The following is a 23,722-nucleotide window of genomic DNA, read 5'->3' as shown; positions in this document are numbered from 1 at the left end:
TATAAAATGTATCCTTTTTCAAAAAAGGATACATTATGAAACGACTTACTTGGAGTAATAGACTTACATATATTTTAACCGTTGCAGGTGCTACTATTGGATTTGGAGCTACTTGGAGATTTCCTTATATGGTAGGAGAAAATGGTGGTGGTGCTTATGTTTTATTATTTATAATAGCTATGTTTTTAGTCGGTGTTCCTATTATCTTAGTAGAAAATATAATAGGCAGAAGAATGCATAAAAATAGCGTTGATTGTTTTAGTAAAAAATGGCAATTTGTGGGGTATTTAGGGCTATTTGGAAGCTATGCGATTATGGCTTATTATATGGTTTTAGGTGCTTGGGTAATTAGCTATATTGTAAATATTATTATGTCTATGTTTAATTTAGGCGGGCTTGATTTAACTTCAGTAATTACAGCAGAGCAAACTAGCTTACATTATCAAAAAAATATAGAAAATGACCCTTTAATGATAGGAATTTATACATTTATTTTTGTATTTATTAATTGGATTATTTTAAGGCGTGGAGTTATTGATGGAATTGAGCGTTCTGTTAAGTATCTAATGCCGCTTTTGTTTTTATGTCTTATTGCTATGGTTATTAGAAATGTTACTTTAGATGGGGCAATTGAAGGGATTAAGTTTTATTTATATCCTGATTTTAGCAAGATTACACCTAATATATTTTTATATGTTATAGGACAAGTATTTTTTGCTTTATCGCTTGGATTTGGGGTTATGATTACATTATCAAGTTACCTTGATAAAGGCGAGGATTTATTAAAAACAGCAATTATTACAGGTATTGTAAATACTCTTGTAGCGGTTTTAGCAGGATTTATGATATTTCCTTCTTTATTTTCTTTTGGATTAAATCCTGATGCTGGTCCATCATTAGTATTTAAAACCTTACCAATAGTGTTTTCTCATATGCATTTTGGGGATTTCTTTGCTATAGTGTTTTTTGTTTTATTATTAACAGCTGCACTTACTACGAGTTTGCCTATTTATCAAGTAATTATTTCTGTATTAGAAGAAAAATTTAAAATCTCAAAAAATACAGCGATTAATTTAGTTTTAGGTGGAATTTTTATATTAGGAAATATTCCTGCTTTATTAAGTTATGGAGTGCTTGATAATGTTTTAATTTATGGAAGAAATATTTTTGATACATTTGATTTTATTAGTGGAAATATTTTATTTGTAATTACAGCTTTACTTTGTGTAATTTATGTTGCTTTTGTTTTAGGTAAAGATGAAGCTTTAAGAGAAATTAGCAATAATTATGAACTTAAAAATCCACTTTATAAAGCTTGGTTTTATTATATAAAATATTTTATTCCTATTGTAATTATTGTAATTTTTATAAGTGGTTTTGAGAATTTAAAATCATATATTTTGGGATTTTTTAATTAAATATTTTACGATTTAGCATTAGCTAAATCGTAAGTATAAATTATTTTTTGTTTTCTACTTTTTCTTTTTTGTTGTGTTTTGATTTTTTAGCTTCTTTACTTTTTTTATTTTTCTTAGCTTCTTTTTTTGCCTTTTTAATTTCTTCTTTTGTTTGTTTTACTTCTTCTTTAACTACTTCTTTTTTTTCTTCTACTTTATCGCTAACTTGTTTTACCACTTCTTCTTTAGCTTTTACTTCTTCTACTACCTTTTGCTCACTTTTTTCTAGTATTTTTTCAGCTTTTGCATCATTGATACATTCAGCACTTTTGCAATCTAAAACATCAACTGCAGGAATTTCAGCAGCACATAAATTAAGGCCTATAAAGGCAACTAATGACAAACATACTTTTTTCATTTTTATCTCCTTTTAAAAAAGTCGCGAAATTGTAGGAGCGAATTATTAAAAATGGTTAATAAGAATAAATTATTTTTATCAACATTAATTCTAATTGATAATAATGAAAAAAATAATAAGTATCATTTAGATTTTATTTATTTATAACTCATACAATAATGAGTAAAATTATTATAAAGGTTATCTTGTGAAAAAAATATTTTTGCTTATTTTTGCTATTTGTATATCTTTAATAGCTAGAGATGATGTTGATTATTTCAAGGAAAAAGATTTAATTATAGAAAAGCTAAATAAAGGTTTAGAAGCCTATAAAAAAGGTGATGCAAAAACTGCAAGACAACTTGCAAGTGAAGCTTATTTTCAACATTTTGAAAATATGGAAGGTCCTATTGGAAGAAATATTGGTAGAAAAGGCTATTTGATGGAGAGAAAATTTACCAATCTTCGTGGTTATTATGGGCGTGGAGAAAATATAGGCAAAATTGAAGCTTTAATAGATGGTTTGATATTTGATTTAGAAGAAGTAACGCCAGTTATACAAAATGGCTTTAAAATAGTTGCAGTAGCGTCTGATCCAAATTATGATAAAGCAAAAGCTGAAATGAATGCAAGAGAGAATTTATTAAAAACTTGCATTGAAGGTGAGATGATGTTTGGAGCAGATGAAAATAGTGCAAAAACTAAATGTGAAGAACAAAAAGCAGCAGAATTAGCCCATCTTAGCAAAGAAGCAAGTGGAGAAATCACAAAACCAACTATGCAAAAAGAAGTTTATGATAGTTTAGAAGACCTTCAAGCAGCAGCTGCGATTGATCCGAAATTACAATATGTATATGATTTATTAAGTGAGAAATTTGACGAAGCTATTCAATACAATAAGCAAGGAGAATTTACAAAAGCAGCTGATACAATTGGCGTTGCAAGAGAAGAAATATATATAAATACAAATATTGAAATTCTAATAAATGCAACAAAAAATCTTAATATGAGAAGCAAGTTAAGAAGTTTTGGCAGTGATATTCGCGAAGGAAAAGTAACTGAAAGCGATATGAGAGCTAGAAGTGAAGAGATATTAGATTCTATATTTGATGTAATGACTAAAATAGATGCTAGTAATTTAGATAAATTAAAATTAGTTGGATATGTTGATGAGACTAAGAATGTAGATTATACTCAAGTTGCAACTGATATTAAAATAGCTTTAAATAAAATAGTTCAAGACTATGAAACAATGGGAGAAAAAGCAAGTATTGATGCTCTTCAAAATATATATTTAGACATTTTTGAAGCAAAAGGAATGGAGAGTAAAATTGGTGCTGTTAATTCAAATATAAAGCTTGAAATAGAAGCAAAATTTACTAAAGGAACAGCACTAATTAAAAGTAAGGCTTCTAAAGATGAGTTAATTGCTAATTTTGATGAGTTAAACAAATTAATTGAAAGTCAGTTAGATAAAATCAATGATACAAGTGTTTGGTTTTTATTTATATCATCACTTACTATTATTTTAAGAGAAGGTTTAGAAGCTTTAATAATAGTAGTTGCAATAATTTCATATATTATTCAAAGTGGTAATAAAGACAGATTAAATATAGCTTATTCAGCACTTGGTAGTGGTGTTGTTTTATCGTTTATCACTGCTTTTATAGTTTCATATTTTATTAAAAATTCAGGACAAAGTAGAGAGCTAATAGAAGGTGTAACAATGCTAATTGCTGTTGTTTTATTATTTTATGTTGGCTTTTGGCTACTTAGTAATGCAAGAAATAAAAAATATGCAAGTAATTTAAAAGAGCAAGCAAGATTAGCTATTACAAATGGCAGTGCTAAAACATTATGGTGGACCGTGTTTTTAGCAGTATTTAGAGAAGGTGCTGAAACAATATTGTTTTATCAAGCATTATTGATTGATTCTGGTTCTAGTGCTGGACTTAGTGCTGTTTTAGGTGGTTTAGCTCTTGGTATTGTTATATTAGTAGTTTTATATTTCTTACTTAAAGCTGGTGCAATTAGAATTCCTATAAAACAATTTTTCTTAATAACCTCAATTATTATTTTTTATATGTGTTTTGCTTTTACAGGCAAAGGGATTATGGAACTTGTTGAGGGCAAGGTCTTAACTCCACATCTCATACCAATGCAATTTGAAAGCATTACTTGGTTAGGATTATATCCTTATTATGAGAGCTTAATTTTACAGGCAATAATCCTCGTCCTATTAGTAGGAGGAGTTGTTTATATGCAAATCAAATCAAAGGAGAAACAATGAAAAAATCATTGCTTAGTTTAGTAGCAGGTGCTTTTTTAGCGTCTTCAGTGTTTGCAGGAGAAGTTGAAATTCCTACAATTGATGGTGCAGAAAGCTATAAATTACACGGAATGGAAATAGCAGCTGTGTATCTTCAACCAATTGAAATGGAACCAAGAGGTATTGATTTAGCAGCGTCTTTAGCTGATATTCACTTAGAAGCTGACATTCACGCTCTTAAAGAAAATCCAAATGGTTTTCCTGAAGGTTTTTGGATGCCATATCTTACAATTGGCTATAAATTAACTAACCTTGATAATGGTAAAACAAAAGTTGGAAAACTTATGCCAATGGTAGCTGATGATGGTCCTCACTATGGTGCAAATATTAAAATGGATACAGGAATTGGTAATTATGAATTAGAATTTGTAATTGATAATCCTGAAAAACAAGGTTTTGGTCGCCACGTAGATAAAGAAACAGGTGTTGGCGAGTGGTTTGATACATTTAATGTTAAATACAAATTCAAATACACAGGAACACCTGATAAATAAAACTTAAAATATAGAAAGCTTAGGCTTTCTATAAAAAATATACAAAAATAAGGACAATAATGAGTATATATTTTGTGCATATATTTTTAGAGTGCTTTTTAGTTAGTTTTTTTACAGCTTTTTATGCTAAAAATTCATCATTAAAATTAAATATTATTTTTACTTTAGTTGGTTTTATTTTTGGATATATTTTATTTTATATATTCCACTATGAAAAAGTAGATAGAATAGGGGTATTAACAGCTAATATAATTTTATTAGTTACTTTATTTTTTAGCTTAATTAAATTAGTAATTTTTAAAAATAATTCTTTATTTGCTTATATATTAAGCTTTTTTATATCTTTAGCAGCTTCTTTAAAATACTTTTTATTATCAGTTGCTTATCCTATATTTTCATCAAGCTTATTAGATACTCAAGGGATTTTAAATTTTGGCTTTATTTTATTAGCTATTTTTATTTGTATTATTTTTTATATTAATTTTCTTTTTGCTAATTCAAATTCATTTTCAAAATCAAGAATTTGTATTTATGTAATTTTTGCAATTATGTTTTTAAATACTGCTTTTGCTGAGATTATGTATTATCTAATTAGAATTGGAGTTAGTGATAGCTCTATTTTGCTTAGTTATATTACTAAGAGTAGATATTATGCCGAGTTTTATTATTATATTTGCTTGATTTTAGGTATTGTTTATGTTGGCACTTGCTTAAAAAATAGACCAAAATATAGAGAAAAAGCTTGTGATTTTGACATAGAATATAGAAAAAATATCGCAAAAACTTTTAGTATAAATTCTCATTTTACTATTCATTTTATATTAAGTATTAGTGCTGCTTTAGTTATGTTATTTTATGATTTAGTAGATTCTAAACCTATTCAAGTTGATGAGCCAAAAATCATTACTCCTAAAAATAAAGATTATTTTGAATTTGATGCTAAAGATATTCAAGATGGTAAATTATATCGCTATGCTTATATTTCTAGTTCTGGTAAGGAAATTAGATTTTTTATAATTAATCGCCACGCAGGTAAGCAAACTCCTGTAGTAGTATTTGATGCTTGTAGTATTTGTGGGGATAATGGCTATGTTATGAAAAATAATGAATTATTATGTGTAGCTTGTAATGTTAGGATATTTTTACCTAGCGTAGGTAAAGAAGGTGGTTGTAATCCAATTCCTTTAAAATTTGAAGTTATCAATGATAAGATAATTGTAAAAGTAAAAGATGTATTAGGTGGGGAAAACTATTTTAGTAAAGTAGTTGAAATGCAAGTTCAAGACCCAGTAAATAAAGAAAAATTTCTAAACACAAAAGCTAAGAAAACCTATATTTATAATGGTATTAGCTATTATTTTAATTCTGATGAAAGTTATCAAGAATTTAAAAAAGACCCATCAAAATTTGTAAGCTCAAGTGATAAAGCTTTATTTTTGATTGAAAGAAGAAGTTAGGAGTAAAAATGTTTTTAAGAATAGTAAAAAAATCAATTTTAGGCAATCCTATTCAAAAATTATTAAGTTTTGCGACTATTTTTTTAGCTTGTTTGCTCCTTGCTTGTATGCTTAATATAACTCTTGGAGTTGGCAATCAGCTAGGAAAAGAGCTAAGAAATTATGGAGCAAATATTAGTGTTTTACCACAAGGCTCATCTTATAGTATTGAAGTTGGTAATAAAAGCTTTAAATTACAAAGCGAAAGTAAATTCCTAAATCTTGATGATTTGAGAAAAATTAAAGATATTTTCTGGTCAAATAATATAACAGCAATAGCTCCATTTAAACAACGCCAAGTAGAATTTCAAGGCAAAAAAATCAGTATCTTAGGCACATATTTTAATAAAGAATTAGTCATAGAACAAGATAAATTTGGTAATAAAACCGTGGTATTTGATACTGGATTTTTATCTCTTTTACCTTTTTTAAAGACTGATTTAAATTTTGTAAATGATAATAGTTTAGAAAATGAAGTAAATATAAGTGAAAAATTAGCAAATTCTTTAAATCTTAAAGCTAACGATACTTTTAAAGTGCTTATAAATGATAAAGAAGTAGAGTTAAAAGTAGTTGGCATTGTGAGTAATTTGGGTGATTATGAAGATAAAATTTTAATTAATATAGATAGATTAAATGATATTTTAAATGAGCCAAATACTTATGAAAGAGCAGAAGTATCAGCTCTAACAATTCCAGAAAATGACATAGCTCATAGGGCAAGATATGATATAAAGAGTTTAAATCAAGTAGAATTTGATAATTGGTATTGCACGGCTTTTGTAAGCTCTATTGCATATCAAATTGAAGAAAATTATAAAGGAGCAAGTGCAAAAGCTGTTAGTAAAGTAGCAGATGCTGAAAGCTCTATCGTTAAAAAAATTCAAGGTCTAATGGGAATTATTTTTATCATATCTTTAATCGTTGCAAGTATTGCAGAAGCGTCTTTAATAAATAGTGATGTTTATAGAAGAAAAAAAGAAATAGGTTTGTTTAAAGCATTAGGCGCTAGTAATTTACAAGTTTATTTGGTTTTTGCAATTGATTATTTATTTGTTAGTTTAATTGCTAGTATTTTTGGTGCTGTGTTTGGATTTTTTGTAAGTGATATTATATCTTATAGTATTTTTTCTCATAGTATTGAATATAACTTCATAATTATATTTATTTGTATGTTTTTTGCTAGTTTGGTGGCTTTACTTGGCTCATTAATAGCTACTAAGAATTTTGTAAATCTTGAAATAGTTGAGGTGTTATATGAGCGTAAATAACTTTTTTTTCACACAAGTTAAAAAGAGTATAGTTTTTTCAAAGCAAAGATTAATAATAGTTTTAATATCAATTTTTATAGGAACTTGCGTTACTAATGCTTTTTTAAATATATATTTTGATATTGACAATAAAATGAGCAAAGAGCTTAAAAGTTACGGAGCTAATATGCTAATTAGTTCTAAAAGTGATGATTATTTAGATATTAAAGAAGCTAATTTAATTAAATCAAAAATTAGTAAAGACAAATTATTAGCTTATTCTCCTTATTTATACTTTAGCCCTGTTTTTTCTACAAGGCAATTAATAGTGGCTGGGGTTGATTTTGATGAATTTAAAAAAATCAATAAGTTTTTATTAGTTAAAAAAGGTAGCCTAAGTCAAAGCGAATATTCAAAAGATAATAGTATTTATTTAGGTATAGACTTAGCAAATACTCTAAAAAAAGACATAAATCAAAAACTACCTTTAACAATAGTAAAAAATGGTATTCCTTATGAAAAAACTTATATTATAAAAGGGATTTTTTCTACTGGAGATGAGATTGATGCTATGGCTTTTATCAATTTAAATTCCGCTAAAGATTTATCGGGTATTAATGATAAATATTCTTATGTATCTTTAATAGTTGATGATGATTTTGAAAATCTATCAGAGCTTAGCAAAATAGCAGTAAGCAATAATGCAGAATTAAAACCAATTTTAAGTGTTAGTTTAAAAGAAGGAGCAATTTTAGAAAAAATAAAAGGTCTTATGTTTTTGATTTCTATTGTTATTTTAATAATTAGCTCAACAAGTGTTAATACAACTCTTAGTTCAATTATTTTTTCAAGAAAAAAAGAAATAGCCTTGCATTTAGCTCTTGGGGCTAGTTTTAAAGATATAGCAAAATTATTTGCTTATGAAGTATTTATTTTAGCTGTTGTTTCATCTTTATTAGGCACTATTGGTGGGTATTTTTTAGCACAGATTTTAGGCAATATTATTTTTAATGCTAGTATAGATTTTAGATTAAGTGCTTTTGTGCTTTCAATTTTTATATCATTATTTTTTGCATCATTTGCTGCGTATTTTCCGATAAAAAAAGCATTGCAAATAGATATAGTAGGTAATTTAAGAGGAGAATAAATGAGTATTATTAAGGTTAGTAATTTACATAAAAGATTTGATAAAGCCCATGTTTTAAAAGGTCTTAATTTTGAATTAAATCAAGGTCGTTGGCTTAGTATTGTAGGTAAGAGTGGTAGTGGAAAAACTACGCTTTTAAATATTTTATCATTGCTTGATAATGCAAGTGAAGGCGAATACTTTTTAGATGGTATTAATGTAACTCATTTAAGTGAAGCTGATAAACAAAGAATAAGAAGAGAAAAAATAGGGCTTATTTTTCAACAATTTCATTTAATACCTTATTTAAGCGTATTAGAAAATGTTATGCTAGCTCAATATTATCATTCAAGTATTGAAGAAAATGATGCTAAGAAAATCTTAGATAAAGTAGGATTGTTAGATAGATTAGAGCATTTACCTAGCGAATTAAGTGGTGGTCAGCAACAACGCCTTTGTATAGCTAGAAGTCTTATTAATAATCCAAATATTTTATTAGCTGATGAGCCTACTGGCAATCTTGATGAAGAAAATGGAGAAATAGTTTTAGATATATTCAAAAAATTAAGAAGCGAAGGCAAGACAATTATATTAATTACTCACAATCCTGACTTGGCTAAAAATGGAGATGAGATAATTACTATTAAAGATGGACTTATAGTGAATGAATAAAATTCTAATAGTTTTAATACTTTTGTTTTTTGTATCTTGCGAAGATAATAAGCTAGTATTAAATAAACAAGCTCCTAATATTCTTGCAAAAACTACAGCTTTAAATAAAATAGAGTTAAAAAGACAAGGTATAGAATTGATAGAATTTTGGCAAAATGGTTGTGCTGCTTGTCTTAAAGTAATGGCTGGATTAAATGAATTTGCGAATGAAAATAATATTAGTATCTATGCAATTAATTCTATTGATGATTTAAATACTATTAAAAAACATGAATTAGAACACCAATATTCAAATATGATTTTTTTAAAAGATGAAGAAGACATTAGCTGGAGTAGGTATGATATTTTTGCTGTTCCGACTTTATTTATTTTAAAAGATGGAATTTATGTGGATAAAGTATTAGGTGATAGAAGTTTGGAATTTTTAACTAATAAGATTAAGGAATATTTATGAGATTTTTTCTAGCAATTTTCATATTTTTACTTTGTGCTTGTAAAGATGAAGCAATGTTAGCTTTAAATTCAAAAGAGCCAATACATTTAAGTTATAGTGCGAAAGAACAAGCATTAAAGGGATTAAATGAGCCTTTTATGTTATTTTTTTACACAAAGGATTGCGGTGTATGTGCTAAACAAATTCCTATCTTAAATGAGCTTAGTAAGGATTATAAAATTATTGCTGTATTAGGTGGTATGAGAGATTATGATATGGCAAAAGAAAGCTTAAAAGGTGTTACATTTGCTACTATTTATGAGAGTTTAGATGTTGAGTATTTAAGCAATGTAGTAGGTGGTGTTTGGGGTGTGCCTGCTATGTTTATTTACGATAAAGATGGAAAAATGGTTAAAAAATTTATATCGCTTACTCCAAAATCTGTCTTAGAAAATGAATTAAATATGTTGATTTAATATTAAAAACGCATAAATAAAACCTAAAATATTTTTCATCTAAAAATAATTAAGAATTTCATTTGATACTTTAATATTCAAAAATTAGCAAAACTTTAATTAGTATTGCAAAACTAAAAGGTTTAGAGTTTAAGTTACTCTTCCTTTTAGTATAAATTTTATTAATTGTTTTCTAAAATACTTTTAGCTAGGGCTTTTGCTTCTTTATAATCTACCTTTCCACTGCCTAATAATGGAATTTCTTTTATCAAAATATATTTACTAGGTTTATAAATTGCTAGTATTTCGCTTTGTTTTATTAAATCTACAAAATAATCAAATTTTTCTTCACTACATTCAATTAATAAAACTACCATCTCGCCTTTTTTATCATCTTCTAAAGAAGTAGAGCAGAGTTTTACTTCATCATTATTAATCACTTTAGCAACTTCGCTTTCAACAAGTCCTAAAGAAATCATCTCTCCACCAATTTTTGCAAACCTTGAATATCTATCTACAATGTATAAAAATCCATCTTCATCTAAATGTCCCTTATCCCCTGTGTTATACCATCTAATGCCGTCTATTTCTTTTATAACTTCGGCAGTTTTTTCAGGATTATTTAAATATCCTTGCATTACTTGGTGTCCGCCTATTAAAATAAGTCCATCTTCGTTTGCTTTTAATTCTTCATAGCTTAGTGGATCAACTATTCTAATAGCAGTGCCAGGTAAAGGCATACCTACGCTTTTATCTTTATTTGCTCTATGTAGTTGCCAATATGTGCTATCAAATTTATTAGGTAGATTCACACTTGCAACAGGTGTTGTCTCGGTAGCTCCGTAACCTTCGTAAATATTTTTTTTGAACTTTAGCTCAAAAGCTGATTTAATCTCGGGCTTTAATTTTTCAGCACCTGCAACTACAATTCTAAGGCTATCAAACATAATTTCATCTATTTTTTTATTTCTTGCATAAATTCCTAAAAATGTAGAAGTTGCACACATAATGCTAACATTATTTTTTACTATAGTTTTTGCAACGCCTAAAGCATCGGTAGGGTCAGCACAAGTTGCACTTTTTATCCCTTCTATTAAAGGCATAAATGTAGTAACGGTTAGTCCAAATGCGTGAAATGGCGGTAAAGATGAGAGTATTACATCATCATCTTTTGCACAAATTATGCTAGAAATTGAAGCAATATTGCTTAAGATATTTTTATGGCTTAGCATAACTCCTTTAGGCATTCCTTCGCTACCACTACTAAATAAAATCGCAGCTGTTTTTTCATTGCTTAAATTCTTAGTAAATAAGGCTTGTAACATAAAGCTAGGTAAGATACTTATTAAAAAGAGTTTAAAGATAATATCTAGCTTTTCTTTTTTTATTGCTTTTATTAAATCTTCTAAATAAATGATATTTACATTTTCTAATTCTAATTTAAAGCCTTTATTTTCTAGCTTTTCTAAGAATTTAGATGATGTATAAATATGCTTTATATTTGCACTTTCTTTTGCTTGATTTATTGCTTTTATTCCTGCGGTGTAATTTAGATTTACTATGGTTTTTCCAGCAAATAAACTAGCTAGATTTACAAGCGTTGAAGCAAATGAAGCAGGTAATAATATGCCTATATTTTCATCGTTAGGGATTTTTTTACTAAGCACTAGGCTTAATGCTAGGAGTTTTTTGTAGCTTATATCTCCTGCTAAAGGGTCGTTTATCGCTATATTTTGTGAGTATTTTTTAGCACTTAGGATAAAGGCTTTTTCTATTGTTTTTAGATTATCGCTTTGAGTTTTTGTAGCTAAGAATGATAGTTCAAACACTTTAGCTTTTACTAATTCTTTACTTGAATGTATGCTAAGGGCTGTTCCGAATGCTATTGCTATTTCTCTTTTACCGATTTTTTTATTTCTTAAATTGTATTCTTCATCACTTCTTGAAAACGAACTACCCCAAAGCCCGTGGATATAAAAAGGAATTATAATCCCATCATCTTCGCTTAAATCCTTGCACGCTAATTCAAATCCACTTTTAAATTCATTTAAATGTCCGTGTCTTGAGAGAGTTCCTTCAGGGAAAATACAAACAATTTCGCCTTTTTTGATATAAGTTGCAATTAATTCTAAGGCCTCTTTACTTGCAGCAGAGCTTACAGGGATTACTCCAAAATGCTTTATAAACATTCTAATATACCATTTTTGATAGTATTTTCTCTCCATTACAAAATGCACTTTTTTAGGGATTGCCATTTGTATAATAGCCCAGTCAATAAAGGAAATATGATTGCCTAATAATAGCACTCCTTTATTTTGTGGGATATTTTCAAACCCTGCTACTAATAATCTATATTTTTGATAAAAAGCAAGGCTTACTATTATTCTTACTAAAGAAAAAGGCAGTTTTATTAATACATAAAAAGAGCCTAAAAAACTCACAACTACAATGAAATAAAACAAATATAAAACATCAATTTCTAAATAAGCAAAAAAAGTAGCAAGTATTACAAAACTTAGCATAAAAATATTTTGAATAAAATTATTTCCTGCTAAGACTATACCTAATTCATTTTCTTTAGCATTAAATTGTATTAAAGAATTAAGAGCGATTGTAAATATTGCCCCAGATATGCCAAATATAAAAAATACAAGTGCAAAGGCAAATAAATTATTAAGAAAGCTTATTAATAATGAGCTTAAAAATAATCCTAAAGCACCAAGCGGGATAAGCCCTAATTCAATGTAGTTTTTAGAAAATCTACCTGCAATTATTGAACCTATAATAACGCCTATTGCACTAGCTGCCATTACGCCTTGCACATAAAAGGTGTTTAATTCATTTAGATGAAACTTAGCAAATACAGGAAAAGATACTAAATATAATTGAGAAATAGCCCAAAAGAAGGCAATTCCTATTATACATAGCCAAATTACTTTATTTTGAAATATTAAGCTAAGGTTGTTTTTAAGCAAAACTCCTTTTAAATAATCGTTTTTATTGAATGCCAAATTAGAATTTTCACTTTTAACCTGTGGTAATTTAGACGCTAAAATAAATTCTAAAACACTAAAAGCTACTAGTAATAAGCCTAGTGGAGCTACTTGAGTTAATATATCCTTACTCGTGCTAAACTCGTTTAATAATAATTCAAAACCTAAAGAAAATACAAGCATTCCGCACAAAATAGCCACAATACTAACAGCATTTATAGCACCATTTCCCATAGCAAGTTGCTTGATGCCGACTAGCTCTTTAATATAACCATATTTAGCAGGAGAATATAAGGCTGATTGAATACCCATAATAAGCGTCATTATAAAGGCTAGATAAAAATAACCATTGTAATAACTAAAACAAATGATTGATACTAAAAATATATTTGCTAAAGCAGTTATTTTCATAACTTTATTTTTAGGATATTTATCAGCTAAAAATCCAGATATTGAAAAGCTAAAAATATAAGGTAATAAAATTAAAGCATTAATAATTGCAGTTAAAAATAATTGCGTGCTTCCATCATAAATCTTATAAACCGTGTTTTGAATAATGATTTTATGTCCTAAATCAACAAAAGCATTCAAAAATCCAACTAATAAAAATGCGATTATTCCATTGATTTTTAAAAAATCGTTTCTCATTTATAACCCCTAAGAAATAATTTATTTAATTATTTTTTATTTTATTGTAAATTAGTTATAACGCTTTATAAGGTGGTTATAAATATGGTTGGTTTGATTATTAATTGTTTTGGAATTTGAAAAATAAATGTATTTATGAGTATTTTTAGTTTTATTAAACGCTTATAGTATTTATAGGTAATAAAAGCTTATAATGCTAAAAGTAATTTAGCTAGAATTATTTAAAAATCTAAAACTAAACAATAATTAGTGATTTTAAAAGTTATTAAATTATTGATTTAGCTAAGGTATTAATTTAAGAATTTTAAATGTATGATTATTTATATTTTAAGTGATTTTTATACATAGTTAAGATAACTTATTTATTATTTAAAAGGTTGTTTATATCTGATTTTTCAAGTCTATGTAGTAGCCATTCATCTTTTGTATTAGCTCCTATTTTTTTATAAACTTCAAGACTTGGATAGTTGTCTTTAAGACAAACCCAATCAATTCTTTCATAATCACTTTGATTAGCTATTTTAGCTAGCTCTTTTATGAGTGCTTTTCCTATTCCTTTATTTCTGTATTCAACATCAACGAATAAATCTTCTAAATAAATTCCACATTTTCCTAAAAATGTAGAGAAATTATTAAAATACAAAGCAAATCCAACAGGCTTTAAATCATAATAAGCTATTAAAACATAAGCTTTTTGTTTTATAAATAAGTTTTCTTTTAAAAGTTCTTTAGTAGCCACAACGCTACTTGATAAGTTTTCATAATCAGCTAATTTTTTAATAAATCCTAAGATTAAATCTAAATCTTTTTCTGAAGCTTTTTGTATTGTAATCATTCTATAAACGAAATTCTACAAACGGAGAAAAATCTCCGTAATATTAGCGTTTAAGTTCTTTAATTCTTGCAGCTTTACCGCGTAATCTGCGTAGATAGAATAGTCTTGAGCGTCTTACTTTACCATGGCGAACTACCGTAATACTTTCTAGACTATCAGAATAAATTGGGAATATTCTTTCTACTCCAACACCATTTGCACCAATTTTGCGAACCATAAAAGTTTCACCTGTGCCTTGACCACGACGAGCTATACAAATACCTTCAAAATTTTGAACCCTTGACTTATCACCTTCTTTAATATGAATAGCAAGTTTTAATGTATCGCCAGCTCTAAAATCAGGAATATTTTTTCCTTCAATTTGTTTAGCTTCAAACTGCTCAATATATTTATTTCTCATAGTTTTTCCTTAAATTATTGTGCTTAGCAAGTAAATCCGGGCGGTGGAATTTGGTCTTGCAAAACGATAGATGATTTTTTAAAAGGCTAATATTAGCGTGATTACCCTTAACAAAACTTGAAATTGAATAAAATTTCTTAAAAATATTATTTTTTTTATATTCAAATATAAAAGGTTTAGTAAAAGATGGAGCTTCTAATAAATAATTTTCAAAACTTTCTTCTACTAAGCTTTCTTGTTTTATTACTCCATTTATATTTCTAGCAATTGCATCGCACATACAAAGAGCTCCTAATTCCCCGCCCGTTAGGACAAAATCACCTATGCTAAAAACTTCATTAGCATAATTTTCATACACTCTTTCATCAATACCTTCATATCTTCCACATACAAAAGTAATTTCATTTTTTAAGGCAAGTCTTTTAGCATCAATTTGTTTAAAAGGTTTTCCTGTAGGGCTTAAAAATATAATATGAGAATTTTTATAATTTTCTAAACAATCAAATAAAGGCTGACAAGCCATAAGCATACCTGCTCCGCCGCTGATTTTCGTATCATCTACTTTATTATGTTTGTTTGTAGAATAATTTCTAGGATTGTCAAAATGTAGTTTTATAAGCTCTTTTTCTCTTGCAATTTTTAAAATGCTTTCATTAAAATAGTTTTCAATTAGATTTGGAAATAAACTTATAAAATTAAATTTCATTACGAATTTTCTAAAATACTTTTAGAATTATTTACCTTGATAATATCACTTACTGAAATTATAAAATTATTGTGAAAAGGTATATAAAAACTCTTAGCTAAGCCTAAATTTACTAATTCATCGCTAGTTTTTATCTCTAATAAATCATTAGCTCCTGTTTCTAAAATATCAACAACGCTACCTAAAAACTCATCATCTTGATATACTTTTAACCCAATAATATCAAAATAAAAATATTCATCTTTTTTAAGCTTAATATTTTTTCTAGTATTTTCAATATTAGAGTAAAGCTCCATATTTACAAGTTCTTTAGCCTTATTTATATCTTCATATCCTACAAATTGCACTAAAGAATTTGAAAAATCAAAAGATTTAATTATGAATTTTTTACCATTTTTATCAAAAAATTCAGCTTTAGGTTTAAATTGTTCGTAAAAATCACTTTTATTATGAAATTTTAAAAAACCAAGTAATCCGTGAGTTTTACCAATTTTAGCAACATAAACTAGATTATTCATCAAAAGTTTTTACCGTGATTTTATAATTTAATTTTTGAGTATTTTTGTGATTAACTGCTATTGTTTTAATTGCGGTTATGATTTTTCCTGATTTTCCAATAAGTCTTCCGGCATCTATTTTAGTAGCCATAATAACAATATCTATTAGGTTATTTTCTTTTTCTTCTACAAAAATTTCTAGCCGCTCAGGATTTGCGGCTATTGTTTTTGCATATGTAAAAATAAATTCTTTTACCATTATTTTGTAATTCTTGCTACACGATCGCTTAATTTAGCGCCTACGCTTTTCCAGTAAGCTAGTCTTTCAGCATCAAATTTGATTGTTTCAGGCTCGCTCATAGGATTGTAATATCCTATACTCTCAATCCAACCGCCATCTCTTCTTTTTCTGCTATCTGTTACTACGATACGATAAAAAGGACGCTTTTTTCTACCCATTCTTGTTAGTCTTACAACTGTCATTATTTTCTCCTTGATTGATTTAAAGATTTTTTATAAACAAAAATTGTCTATAAAAAAGCTTTAAATAAGTTTAAAGCTTTAAAAATTTTTAATTATTTTGGAAAATTTCCTTGATTTAGCATAGAACCTAGCCCTTTCATACCACCTTTTGAAAGTTTTTTAGCGATTTTTGACGCATTTTCAAATTGTTTTAAAAATCTATTAACTTCCATTTGAGATAGACCTGCACCTTTTGCAATTCTTGCTTTTCTAGCATTGTTTAATAGGCTTGGAGTTTCTCTTTCTTTTGGTGTCATTGAGCTAATCATTGCCTTTATATGTATCATTTCTTTAGAACTTTCTAAATCTATATCTTTTACTTTATTAGCAATGCCACCAAGACCTGGTATCATTCCAACTAATGAACCTAAATTCCCTAATTTTTTTACACTTTCAAGTTGGTTTATAAAATCATTGAAATTAAATTCACCTTTTTTGATTTTTTTGCTTAAGATTTTTGCTTCTTTTTCATCAAAAACTGCTGAAGTTTTTTCCATTAAAGTTGCTAAATCGCCTTCTCCCATAATACGACCAACAATTCTTTCTGGAACAAAACTCTCAAAATCTCCTACCTTCTCACCAATACCTACGAATTTTAAAGGTAGATTTAATAATTTTGCTATACCTAAAGCAACCCCGCCTTTAGTATCTGCATCAAATTTACTTAAAATAACACCACTAATGCCTATTTTTTCATTAAATGTTTCTGCAGTTTTTACACCTTCTTGACCACTCATAGCATCAGCTACATAAAAACTCTCATAAGGATTTATTATATCTTTTACACGAGCTAATTCGTTCATTAAAGGCTCATCAATCGCTAAACGACCTGCAGTATCCACTAATAATACATCATATAAGCCATCTTTAGCTTTATTAAGAGCATTTTTTGCTACTTCGCAAGGGTCTTTGCTATCCATTGAAAATAAATCAATTTCATTAGCTTCACATAATTGTCTTAATTGCTCTACCGCAGCAAGTCTTTGTAAATCACACGCTGCTACTAGAACTTTTTTCTTTCTAAGTTTTAAATAATTTGCTAATTTTATCGTGCTAGTTGTCTTTCCACCACCTTGTAAGCCTATCATCATTACAGATGTTAAACCACTTGGAGAAAATCTAAATTCGCTTATTTTATTTTCTGGTGTTAGTATGTTTGTAAGGTTATTTTTAATTGCATCTAAAAAATGCTTTTGACCGATTCCTTTTGCTTTTACTTCATTTTCTACATTAACTAATAATTCTTTCGTTACCTTAAAATGAACATCAGCCTTTAACAAAGACTTTTTAAGAGTTTCCATAGCGTTTTTTAACGCTTTTTCATCATCTATTGTTTTTAATTTATTTACCGCTTGCTTAAAAGAATCACTAATCAACTCAAACATTAAAAATATCCTTTAATTTAAATTTTAAAAAAGGGGTAATTATAACCCTAAATGCTTTATATTTGTTTAATAAATTATATATCTATATTACAAATAGTAGCAATCATAACAGCTTTTATAGTGTGCATTCTATTTTCTGCTTGATTAAAAATTATATCAGCATTATTTTCAAATACATTTTCTGTAATTTCATTACCTTTTACTGCAGGTAAGCAGTGCATTATTATTGTATTTTTTCCAGTTTTTAAAAGCAATTCATCATTTACTTGATAAGGTTTTAAAATATTTATTCTATCTTTTGCTTTTTCTTCTTCTCCCATAGAGCACCAAACATCAGTATATATAATATCAGCACCCTTAATATCTTCAATATTATCGCTGATTTTTATACTTGAGTTATTCGCAAAACTTTTGCAAAGATTTATTAATTCATTATCAGGATGAAGTTCTTTAGGGCTAATATTTATATAATTTAATCCTAATTTAGCACAGCCTATCATAAGAGAATTTGCCATATTGTTTCTACCATCTCCAATATATGCAAAATTAAGCCCTTCTAGTTTGTTAAAATGCTCGTAAATAGTTAGCATATCGGCTAGAATTTGAGTTGGATGAAATTCGTTTGTCAAACCATTCCAAACAGGAACATCACTATATTTTGCTAAGGTTTCTAAATCACTTTGATTAAAGCCGCGAAACTCAATGCCATCAAACATTCTACTTAATACCCTAGCGGTATCTTGTATGCTTTCTTTTTTGCCTAATTGTATATCGTTAGCACCTAAATATTCAGGATAAGCTTTTTCATCGTTACAAGCTACCACAAATGCACATCTTGTTCTAGTTGATGGTTTTTCAAATATTAAAGCTATGTTTTTTCCTTGCAAATGATTGCCTGTTATACCTTGCTTTTTCTTTTCTTTTAGCTCTTTTGCAAATTTAATAAGTGCTAGGATTTCATCTTTACTAAAATCTTTTAAAGTTAGAAAATCTTTGTTTGTTAGTTTCATTTTTTCTCCTTTTGTTACTAATTTATACAATTTTAAAATATTTTTGAAGAATTTATTTTAATTTATTGTAAAAAAAGTTATTATAAAGCAATTTTTTTAAGGAGGACAAATGGAAAAATTACAAATAAATAAATCAAATCTGCGTTAAAACTTATCACTTCTTTTATTCTATTTTTTTTATTTTTTACATTTTTTATTTTTATTAATTTTTAGGAGATTATTATGAAACAAATTTTTATAGCTACATTGCTAGCTTTAGGGCTTTTCGCACAAGAGATTTATAAGGTTGGCACAGGATATGATTATCCACCATTTGATTATATAGAAAATGGTGAAATTGTAGGATTTGAGATTGATTTAGTAAGAGCAGTAGCAAAGGAGTTAGGTATTCAGGTTGAGCCTGTTACAATGCCATTTGATGGGCTTATTGCGGCTTTAAAAGTGGGTAAAATTGATATTATTTCAGCAGGTATGAGTTATACTTCACAAAGAGCTAAAAATGCTGAATTTACAAAAAGCATATTTGATAGCAAAAATTATTATTTGAAGTTAAAAGGAAATGATAAAATAAATTCTTTAGATGATTTATCAAATGGTGCAATAATTGGGGCAAAAATAGGCACTCTTCAAGCTGACGAAATAACTAATTTAAAAGGTGTTAAGCCGTATTTAAACGAAGAATATATAGTGCTTATTAATTCTACTTTAAATGGTAAAATTGATGGTTTTGTAATGGAAGAACCAGTCGCTAAAAGTTATATGAAAAAGTATCCAAATTTAGAAGTTTTTGCTACTTCTAGTATTGAAGGAATGAGCCTAGCTTTTAAAAAGGGTAATACAAAATTAAGAGATGATTTTGATAAAACTATTGAGAAATTTAAGCAAGATGGAACTTATTTAAAATTATTAGAAAAATATAATTTAAACTAATCCTTGAAAAAGGATTAGTAAATTCTTTCGCCTTTTAGCCAAGTTTGATGAACTTTTATATCTTTTATTTTTGTTTTATCAACACTAAAAATATCATTATCTAAGACAATAAAATCAGCGCTTTTACCATCTTCAATAGTTGTGCAATTTTTTAGCATTAGGATATTTTGTGAGTTTTTAGTTAGCATTAAAATTGCATCTTCAACTGATATTTCTTCATTTTTATTATAGTTTTTGCCGTTAGGATTAGTTCTTACAACAGCTGCATTAATACTTACAAATAAATTAAAAGGCTCGTGATGAATTGTAGCTGGTGCATCACTTGAAATGCTTAAATCTAAATGTTCTTTTAATGTGTTTAAAGCACAAATTGAATTAAATCTATCATCTTCTAACGCATCTTCATAGCTTGTATATTCAGCGTATTGAAATATTGGTTGTGTGCTTATAGCAATTTTTACTTTTAACTTTTTTATTTTTTCAATATGTTTTAAATTTAGCATAGAAGCATGCTCAAATCTAACGCTAGGATAATCTTTTAACCAATTTTCATAGCTTGTAAGATTATCAATTACTATATCTATAGCTTTATCTCCCATTAGATGAAAACTTATTTGGCAATTATTATTTTTGGCAAAATCAATGGCTTCTTTAATTTCATTAATATTACATACTAAATCCCCATAATTGTCGCTATTTTTATAAGGTTTATGAGTAAATGCAGTTTGTGATGAAATAGTGCCATCTACAAAGAATTTAATTCCATTAGTTTTAATATCTTCTACGCTTTTAAATAAGCCAAATTCTTTAGCGTCTTTATAAACTTGATATAAACTAACTCTTTGTTTTAAACCCATATTTTTTGCTAATTTATATAATTCATAAGCTTTTAAAGGTTTAGAATAACACATCATATCACTAATATTTACTATTCCTAAACTTGCATAAATTTCGCCTAATTTTACTAATTTTTTTGCTTCATCTTCTAAGCTTTCTTTTTCCATTGCATTGCGAATTAACATAGATGCACCTAAATCATACATAATACCATTAGGAGTGCCGTCTTCAAATCTGCCTATTTTTCCACCTTTAGGCTCTTTTGTGTCTTTTGTAATATTTGCTAGTTCTAATGCTTTAGAATTGCAAACGCAAGAATGACAGCAACTTCTTAATATAAAAATTGGTTGTGTTGAGCTTATCAAATCTAAATCTTTTATAGTAGGAGCTCTTTTTTCATCTAGTTTTGATTCATCATAACACCAACCTTTAATCCATTTATTTTCCTTACCATAATTTGGTGAAGTTTTTAAAAATTCTATTAATTGTGGAATATTTGTCACATAAGGTTTAGTGCAAGCTAGACTATCTATTATTTGTGATACATATGTTGGATGCGTGTGAGTATCGCTTAATGCAGGAATAACGCAGGCATTTTTTAAATCTATGATTTTATTGCAATCATTTCTATTTACATTATTGATTTCACAAAATTTGGAGTTTTTTATACTAAATTCGCTTATAAAATCATTTTCGTTTTTACCTGTAAAAACTTTAGCATTAACAAAACCTATTTTCATAATCTATTCCTTTATGTTACATAATGTTACATTTTTTATATTTAATTTAAAATTACACATATTATAATTAACATATTTTACTTTTTTGATTATTATAAGTCATATTTTTAAGGAGGACAAATGGAAAAATTACAAATAAATAAATCAAATCTGCGTTAAAACTTATCACTTCTTTTATTCTATTTTTTTATTTTTTACATTTTTTATTTTTATTAATTTTTAGGAGATTATTATGAAACAAATTTTTATAGCTACATTGCTAGCTTTAGGGCTTTTCGCACAAGAGATTTATAAAGTTGGTTTATCGCCTGATTTCCCACCATTTGAGTATATGGAAAATGATGAAATTGTGGGGTTTGAGATTGATTTAGTAAGAGAAATTGCTAAGGAGTTAAATATAAAAATTGAGATTATTCCAATGTCTTTTGATGGTTTAATACTAGCTTTAAAATCAAAAAAGATTGATATTATTGCATCAGGTATGAGTTACACACCTAAAAGAGCTAAAAATGTTGAGTTTTCAAATCCAATAATAGAAAGTGAAAACCACTATATCAAATTAAAAAGTAATAAAAAGCTAAATTCTTTAAAAGACCTTGAAAAAGGAGCTATTTTAGGAGCTCAAATTGGCACTTTACAAGCTGATGAAATATCTAATATTAAAGGCGTAGTTCCATTTTTAAATTCTGAATACATTCCACTTGTATTATCTACTTTAAATGGCAAAATTGATGGTTTTGTATTAGAAGCTGCTGTTGCTAAGAGCTATACTAAAAATTATGATGATTTTGAAGTATTCGCAAAAACTCCAATAGCTGGAACTTGCATAGCTTTTCAAAAAGGCAATACTAAATTAAGAGATGATTTTAATAAAGTAATTAACAAATTTAAAAACGATGGAACTTATTTAAAATTGTTACAAAAATATAATTTAGATTAAAATTTATGCCTAATATTTAGGCATAAATTGAATTTTTTAGATATATTAAAGTCTTAATAAAGGAAAAAAATGAAAAAGAATTATTTTTTAATAAGTATTTTGTGTGTGGTTTTTATATCTTTAAACCTTAGAGCACCAATTACTGCAATAGGTCCTATAGTTGATAATATTATGAGTTATTATGATTTAAATTCTACGCAAATTGGGATTTTAAGTGCTTTGCCGCTTTTTTGTTTTTTTATTTTTTCTTTAATAGCTCCGATTTTACCAAATACAAAAGCTATGCTTTATGCGATTATTTTAATAATGTTTGGACTATTTGCTAGAGCGTTTTTTAATACCTTTTTCTTATTTTTTGGGACGATTTTAATAGGTTTAGGTATTGCGATTTTGAATGTTTTAATGCCTAGTTTTGTTAAAAATCACTTTAAAAATATTGGAAAAATTATGGCACTTTATGGAATGTTTTTAAGCATTTCTAGCTTAATAGGAGTTTTTGGGCATTATTTGATTGATTATATTGGACTTAGTGGAGCTTTATTTTGTTGGATTATATTTGCTATTATTGCGTTTTTTTGCTATCTGCCATTTATTAAAAATCATAGGCTTAATAGATATTCTAAAACTCAAAATTTCAGTGATTTTTTAAGTATTTTTAAAAACAAAAACGCTTGGATAATCACTGCTTTTATGGGGCTTCAAAGTTGTGTTTTTTATACGATAATTACTTGGTATCCTAGCATATTAGCTATTAGTATGAATAAAGATTATGCGACTAATATTGTTATATTATTTCAATTTTGTTCTATGTTTTCAGCTTATTTTATACCTAATAAAATGGCTCAGATTGAAAATAAAGCAATGCTTTTAACTTTAGTTTGTATTAGCAATATTCTTGCTTTTTTTATATGTTTATTAAGTTCAAATATTTATATTTTAATAATTTCAGCTTTATTATTTTCTATTCCTGTTGGTGGAATTTTTGGCGTTGCATTGATAATGATTGCTATTAAATCAAAAGATACAAAAACTACAATATACTTAAGTTCAATGTCTCAAAGTGTAGGGTATTTAATAGCTACTATTGGGCCAATAATTTTTGGATATTTTAAAGATATTACAAATAGTTTTAATACTTCAATTATTTTTATGATAATTATTAGTTTTTTGTTGCTAATTTTTTCTTTACTTTCAAATAAAATAAGCTATATATAAACTTTATTGTGATAA

General features: G+C 27.2%; 23 protein-coding genes. 12 read left to right on the top strand and 11 right to left on the bottom strand.

What is annotated here, in order from left to right; genetic code table 11:
- Positions 1–35 precede the first annotated feature (35 nt).
- Positions 36–1,418, top strand: a complete 1,383-nt coding sequence (locus tag AVBRAN_RS09240; RefSeq protein ID WP_239803094.1) for a sodium-dependent transporter — start codon at positions 36–38, stop codon at positions 1,416–1,418.
- A gap of 40 nt (positions 1,419–1,458) precedes the next feature.
- Here the strand turns inward: AVBRAN_RS09240 and AVBRAN_RS09235 are convergent, their stop codons facing one another.
- The gene (locus AVBRAN_RS09235) at positions 1,459–1,815 is read right to left on the bottom strand and encodes a hypothetical protein (protein ID WP_239803093.1); all 357 of its coding nucleotides are present in this window, start codon (positions 1,813–1,815) and stop codon (positions 1,459–1,461) included.
- 187 nt (positions 1,816–2,002) lie between these two features.
- On the opposite strand from AVBRAN_RS09235, the gene AVBRAN_RS09230 reads away from it, so the two are divergent.
- Genes AVBRAN_RS09230 through traF form a run of 8 tightly spaced genes read left to right on the top strand, consistent with a single transcriptional unit; the run spans position 2,003 to position 10,070 of the window.
- Complete coding sequence (locus AVBRAN_RS09230) at positions 2,003–4,084, top strand: FTR1 family protein (protein WP_239803092.1); 2,082 nt, start codon at positions 2,003–2,005, stop codon at positions 4,082–4,084.
- The gene (locus AVBRAN_RS09225; protein WP_214117805.1) at positions 4,081–4,617 is read left to right on the top strand and encodes an iron transporter; all 537 of its coding nucleotides are present in this window, start codon (positions 4,081–4,083) and stop codon (positions 4,615–4,617) included. Before AVBRAN_RS09230 ends, AVBRAN_RS09225 begins: the two co-directional genes overlap by 4 nt.
- Positions 4,618–4,676: 59 nt before the next feature.
- Complete coding sequence (locus AVBRAN_RS09220) at positions 4,677–6,074, top strand: Fe-S-containing protein (RefSeq protein ID WP_214117804.1); 1,398 nt, start codon at positions 4,677–4,679, stop codon at positions 6,072–6,074.
- Positions 6,075–6,082: 8 nt separating this feature from the next.
- Complete coding sequence (locus tag AVBRAN_RS09215; protein WP_214117803.1) at positions 6,083–7,384, top strand: ABC transporter permease; 1,302 nt, start codon at positions 6,083–6,085, stop codon at positions 7,382–7,384.
- Positions 7,371–8,510 (top strand): FtsX-like permease family protein, encoded by a 1,140-nt coding sequence (locus tag AVBRAN_RS09210; protein WP_214117802.1) that lies wholly within the window; start codon positions 7,371–7,373, stop codon positions 8,508–8,510. Before AVBRAN_RS09215 ends, AVBRAN_RS09210 begins: the two co-directional genes overlap by 14 nt.
- The gene (locus AVBRAN_RS09205; protein ID WP_214117801.1) at positions 8,511–9,161 is read left to right on the top strand and encodes an ABC transporter ATP-binding protein; all 651 of its coding nucleotides are present in this window, start codon (positions 8,511–8,513) and stop codon (positions 9,159–9,161) included.
- Positions 9,154–9,615: a thioredoxin-like domain-containing protein gene (locus tag AVBRAN_RS09200; protein ID WP_239803091.1), complete on the top strand. Its 462-nt coding sequence runs from the start codon at positions 9,154–9,156 to the stop codon at positions 9,613–9,615. Before AVBRAN_RS09205 ends, AVBRAN_RS09200 begins: the two co-directional genes overlap by 8 nt.
- Positions 9,612–10,070, top strand: coding sequence for a conjugal transfer protein TraF (traF, locus tag AVBRAN_RS09195; protein ID WP_214119525.1), 459 nt, complete (start codon positions 9,612–9,614; stop codon positions 10,068–10,070). The genes AVBRAN_RS09200 and traF overlap by 4 nt, the downstream gene beginning before the upstream one ends.
- Positions 10,071–10,231: 161 nt before the next feature.
- Here the strand turns inward: traF and AVBRAN_RS09190 are convergent, their stop codons facing one another.
- The 9 genes from AVBRAN_RS09190 to argF form a co-directional block, all read right to left on the bottom strand.
- Positions 10,232–13,690, bottom strand: coding sequence for an acyl-[ACP]--phospholipid O-acyltransferase (locus AVBRAN_RS09190; RefSeq protein WP_239803090.1), 3,459 nt, complete (start codon positions 13,688–13,690; stop codon positions 10,232–10,234).
- 358 nt (positions 13,691–14,048) lie between these two features.
- Positions 14,049–14,525: a GNAT family N-acetyltransferase gene (locus AVBRAN_RS09185; RefSeq protein WP_239803089.1), complete on the bottom strand. Its 477-nt coding sequence runs from the start codon at positions 14,523–14,525 to the stop codon at positions 14,049–14,051.
- Positions 14,526–14,568: 43 nt separating this feature from the next.
- Positions 14,569–14,925, bottom strand: coding sequence for a 50S ribosomal protein L19 (rplS, locus tag AVBRAN_RS09180; protein ID WP_214117796.1), 357 nt, complete (start codon positions 14,923–14,925; stop codon positions 14,569–14,571).
- A complete protein-coding gene (gene trmD / locus AVBRAN_RS09175; protein ID WP_214117795.1) occupies positions 14,915–15,631 on the bottom strand; it encodes a tRNA (guanosine(37)-N1)-methyltransferase TrmD in 717 nt (238 codons plus the stop codon). The genes rplS and trmD overlap by 11 nt, the downstream gene beginning before the upstream one ends.
- Entirely contained in the window at positions 15,631–16,152 is a 522-nt protein-coding gene (rimM, locus tag AVBRAN_RS09170) for a ribosome maturation factor RimM (protein ID WP_336609548.1), read from the bottom strand. Before rimM ends, trmD begins: the two co-directional genes overlap by 1 nt.
- On the bottom strand, positions 16,142–16,387 hold the full coding sequence (locus tag AVBRAN_RS09165) for a KH domain-containing protein (RefSeq protein WP_214117793.1): 246 nt from the start codon (positions 16,385–16,387) through the stop codon (positions 16,142–16,144). The genes rimM and AVBRAN_RS09165 overlap by 11 nt, the downstream gene beginning before the upstream one ends.
- A complete protein-coding gene (gene rpsP / locus AVBRAN_RS09160) occupies positions 16,387–16,611 on the bottom strand; it encodes a 30S ribosomal protein S16 (RefSeq protein ID WP_214117792.1) in 225 nt (74 codons plus the stop codon). The genes AVBRAN_RS09165 and rpsP overlap by 1 nt, the downstream gene beginning before the upstream one ends.
- Positions 16,612–16,703: 92 nt before the next feature.
- Entirely contained in the window at positions 16,704–18,035 is a 1,332-nt protein-coding gene (locus AVBRAN_RS09155) for a signal recognition particle receptor subunit alpha (protein ID WP_214117791.1), read from the bottom strand.
- A 74-nt stretch (positions 18,036–18,109) separates the two neighbouring features.
- The gene (gene argF, locus AVBRAN_RS09150; RefSeq protein ID WP_239803087.1) at positions 18,110–19,045 is read right to left on the bottom strand and encodes an ornithine carbamoyltransferase; all 936 of its coding nucleotides are present in this window, start codon (positions 19,043–19,045) and stop codon (positions 18,110–18,112) included.
- A gap of 222 nt (positions 19,046–19,267) precedes the next feature.
- On the opposite strand from argF, the gene AVBRAN_RS09145 reads away from it, so the two are divergent.
- A complete protein-coding gene (locus AVBRAN_RS09145) occupies positions 19,268–19,975 on the top strand; it encodes a transporter substrate-binding domain-containing protein (protein WP_239803086.1) in 708 nt (235 codons plus the stop codon).
- 14 nt (positions 19,976–19,989) lie between these two features.
- Here AVBRAN_RS09145 and AVBRAN_RS09140 read toward each other — a convergent pair whose 3' ends face one another.
- The gene (locus AVBRAN_RS09140; RefSeq protein ID WP_239803085.1) at positions 19,990–21,552 is read right to left on the bottom strand and encodes an amidohydrolase family protein; all 1,563 of its coding nucleotides are present in this window, start codon (positions 21,550–21,552) and stop codon (positions 19,990–19,992) included.
- Between the two features lie 232 nt (positions 21,553–21,784).
- On the opposite strand from AVBRAN_RS09140, the gene AVBRAN_RS09135 reads away from it, so the two are divergent.
- Positions 21,785–22,492, top strand: a complete 708-nt coding sequence (locus tag AVBRAN_RS09135; protein ID WP_214119538.1) for a transporter substrate-binding domain-containing protein — start codon at positions 21,785–21,787, stop codon at positions 22,490–22,492.
- 69 nt (positions 22,493–22,561) lie between these two features.
- Positions 22,562–23,707 carry an MFS transporter gene (locus AVBRAN_RS09130; RefSeq protein WP_214117786.1) on the top strand — a complete coding sequence of 382 codons (1,146 nt, stop codon included), beginning with the start codon at positions 22,562–22,564 and terminating at the stop codon, positions 23,705–23,707.
- The last annotated feature ends 15 nt before the right edge of the window (positions 23,708–23,722 follow it).

It is taken from the genome of Campylobacter sp. RM12651, from assembly GCF_022369475.1.
GTDB lineage: Bacteria > Campylobacterota > Campylobacteria > Campylobacterales > Campylobacteraceae > Campylobacter_E.
This window is presented reverse-complemented; position numbering and strand designations above follow the sequence as displayed.